The sequence below is a fragment of the Mesorhizobium sp. M7A.F.Ca.US.005.03.1.1 genome (assembly GCF_003997975.1).
In the GTDB taxonomy this organism is placed as follows: Bacteria; Pseudomonadota; Alphaproteobacteria; order Rhizobiales; family Rhizobiaceae; genus Mesorhizobium; species Mesorhizobium ciceri.
The window spans coordinates 1-3560 of sequence record NZ_RZRO01000188.1; the positions used below are offsets into that span (position 1 = coordinate 1).

Annotated in this window: 2 protein-coding genes; both read right to left on the minus strand. The window is 64.5% G+C overall.

Going from position 1 to position 3560, the window contains the following annotated elements:
• Nucleotides 1-145: 145 nt before the first annotated feature.
• A complete protein-coding gene (locus EN990_RS34845; RefSeq protein ID WP_127368913.1) occupies nt 146-2572 on the minus strand; it encodes an FAD-dependent oxidoreductase in 2427 nt (808 codons plus the stop codon).
• Between the two features lie 58 nt (nt 2573-2630).
• On the minus strand, nt 2631-3560 hold a 930-nt coding region (locus tag EN990_RS34850; protein ID WP_206526376.1), incomplete at its 5' end, for a trimethylamine methyltransferase family protein.

A 3560-nucleotide genomic window follows, 5' to 3' on the forward strand; every position in this document is an offset into this window, starting at 1 on the left:
CCTTCGCGCTGGACAGCCGCCGCAGCGCCTGACGCCAGAAAGAGGATGCGGGCCTGGTGCATGTCGCCCAAAAGTGCCCAGCGGTTTTGGGACAACGACATCCACAAAACAGGAATCTGAAGCGCATCGGCGAAGCCGAAGCGCTTCAAGCACGCATCCGTTCGAAATTGGCGTCGAACAGCGGCACCGCCTGAATGCGCGCCGCATGGCGCTTGCCCAGCAGCTCGATCTCGAAGCCGTCGCTCTCATCAGCGATCTCCTTCGGCACATAGCCGACGGCGACGGATTTCTTCGAATGATGCGCATAGCCGCCCGACGTCACCCAGCCGCGCACCGCACCATCGAACCAGATCGGCTCATCGCCAATGACATCGGCATCGTCGGCATCGACGATAAAAGCGCGCAGGCGCAATTTGCCGCCCTGCCTGCGCTCGGCCAGCGCCGCGGCCTTGCCTATGAAATCGGCGTCCTTGCCGTAAGCAACGAAGCGGTCGAGCCCCGCTTCCAGCGGCCCGTAGATCGGCCGGTACTCGCGCCCCCATGAGCCGTAATTCTTGTCCAGCCGCAGCGCATTGAGGGCGCGCGAGCCGAACAGGCCGATGCCGAATTCCCCGCCCGCCGCCATCAGCGCTTGATAGGCGGCGCGCTGGTATTCCTGCGCCACCCAGATCTCGTAGCCGAGATCGCCGGTATAGCTCACACGGCCGACCAGGCACGGCGCCATGCCGATATCCATCCGGCCAATGGCCATGAAGGAAAAGGCCGCATTGGAGACATCCGAGCGCGTCGCCTTTGCCAGCACATCCCGCGCCTTCGGGCCTGCGATCGACAGACCGGTGAGCTTCGCGCCCAGCGCCTCGATGCGGACCGATCCATCGTCAGGCAGGTGCTTCTCGAACCAGCGCATATGGTATTGCTCGGCGATGCCGGAGCCGGCGAGGAACCAGCCCTCGCTTCCGAGATTGGCGAGGGTGAAATCGCCGATCAGTCTGCCGTCTTCCTTCAGCATCGGCGCCAGCGTCATGCGGCCGGGCTTGGGCAGTTTGCAGGCAAGCATCCGGTCGAGCCAAGCGGCCGCTCCCTCACCCGTCACCTTGTATTTGGCGAAGCTCGAAATCTCCGACAGGCCGACACCGTCGCGAACTGTGGCGACCTCCTTGGCGACCTGCGTGAAATCGCTCGAGCGGCGCCAGGAGAATTCGTCCTTGACGCCTTCCGGCGCGTACCACAGCGGCACTTCCAGTCCATAGGCAACGCCCCATTGCGCACCCTTGGCCGACAGCAGGTCGTAGACCGGCGTCGTCTTCAGCGGCCGCCCGGCGGGCAGCTCCTCATTGGGGAAGCGGATCGAAAAGCGCCTGGAATAATTCTCGCGCACCTTGGCGTTGGTATAGGCCATCGTCGCCCAGTCGCCGTAGCGCGCGACATCCATCGCCCAGATGTCGGCGCCGGGATCGCCCTCGATCATCCAGTTCGACAAAGCGAGGCCGACGCCGCCGCCTTGCGAAAACCCCGCCATGACACCGCAGGCGACCCAGAAGCCCGGCAGGCCACGCACCGGCCCGACCAGTGGGTTGCCGTCGGGCGCGAAGGTGAAAGGCCCGTTGATGATCTGCTTGATGCCCGTGTTCTGGAAGGCCGGGAAATGGCGGAAGCCGACCTCAAGCGACGGCGCGATGCGGTCGATGTCGGGCGCCAGCAATTCATGGCCGAAATTCCATGGCGTCTGGTATTCGGACCATGGCTTGTTGGCCTTTTCGTAAGTGCCCATCAGCATGCCGCCGCGCTCCTGGCGCAGGTAAAGCTCGCCGTCGAAGTCGACCGTGTGGATGATCTCGGTGCCGGTCTTGGCGTTCCAGGCGGCGACCTCCGGCATATCCTCGGTGATCAGGTACATGTGCTCCATGGCCAGCACCGGCAGTTCGAGGCCGACCATGCGGCCGACCTCGCGCGCCCACAGGCCGCCGGCGTTGACGACATGCTCGGCCACCACCTCGCCCTTGTTGGTGATGACCCGCCACAGCCCGTCAGGGCGCCGCACGATGTCCTCGACCTTGGTGAAACGCTCCACTTCCGCCCCAAGTTTCCGCGCGGCCTTGGCATAGGCGTGGGTGACGCCGGAGGGATCGAGATGGCCGTCCTCTTTGTTCCTGACCGCGCCGACGAACTGCTTGGGATCGAGCAGCGGCATCAGTTCGGCCGCTTCGTTGGGCGAGATCTCCTCGAGCTCTATGCCGAGATAGCGGCCCTTGGCGACGACGCCGCGCAGCCAGTCGAGCCGCGCCTCGGTCGCTGCCAGAAGCACGCCACCGGTCAGATGCACGCCGGTCGCCTGGCCGGAAAGCTCCTCGATCTCCTTGTAGAGATTGATCGTGTATTTCTGCAGCTTGGCGACGTTGGGGTCGCCATTGATGGTGTGCATGCCCCCGGCCGCGTGCCAGGTCGAGCCTGAGGTCAGCTCGTCGCGCTCCAGCAGGACAACATCGGTCCAGCCGTGGCGGGCGAGATGGAACAACACGGAGCATCCGACGACGCCACCGCCAATGACCACGACCTTTGCATGCGATTTCATGGATTTTTTCTCTGATATCAGTGAGTTGAATGGGTGAATGGATTCAAGCTGGGAACGATCACGGCTCTCCCTGCCCGATCGCTTCCTTGCGCCTGGCCATGTAAGCCTCTAGCGCCTCGCGCACGGCGATATCCATCACCGGCTCGACATAGTCCTCCAGCGCTTTCTTCCACAGCCGCGTTGCGCGTGCCGTGGCGTCGAGGCCGCCGGCTTCCTGCCAGGCTTCGTAATTCTGCCAGTTGGACAGCATCGGCTGGTAGAAGGCAGTGGCGTAGCGCTCCAGCGTGTGCGGCTCGCCGAAGAAATGCCCACCGGTTGGCACCGCACCCAAAGCCTCGACGGCGAGTTCCGCCTCATTGACTTCGATCGGGCGCAAGAACTCCATCATATGCTGGATCATCTCGACATCGATGATGAGTTTTTCGAACGACGCCGTCAGCCCGCCCTCCTGCCAGCCGGCGGCGTGGTAGACGAGGTTGCCGTGGCCGAGCACCGCGCCCCACAGTGCCATCAGCGTCTCATAGGCGCCCTGCGCATCGGCGGCGTTGGAGGCCGAGCCCGGCGTCGTGCGGTAGGGCAGCCCGTAGCGCCGCGCCAGTTGCCCTGACGCAATGTTGGCCTTGGTGTTCTCAGGCGTGCCGAAGGCCGGCGCGCCCGACTTCATGTCGACATTGGAGGTGAAGGCGCCATACATGACCGGCGCGCCCGGACGGACAAGCTGCGTCAGCACGACGCCGAACAGCGCCTCGGCATTCTGCTGCGCCAGCGCCCCGGCCAGCGTCACCGGGCTCATCGCCCCCATCAGCGTGAACGGCGTCACCGCCACCGACTGGCCGAACTCGGCCATGGTCATCAGGCCTTCGGCCATCATCTCGTCGAAGCGGCGCGGCGAGTTGACCGAGATGATGGTGGTGATGCCGGGATCGTCGCGCATCTGGTCGAGCGTCAGCCCACGCGAAATCGCCATCATCTCGATGCCGTCCAATGC

Coding starts and splice junctions, on each gene's coding strand:
- EN990_RS34845 (WP_127368913.1), bottom strand. CDS start 2,572: ATGAAATCGCATGCAAAGGTCGTGGTCATTGGCGGTGGCGTCGTCGGA.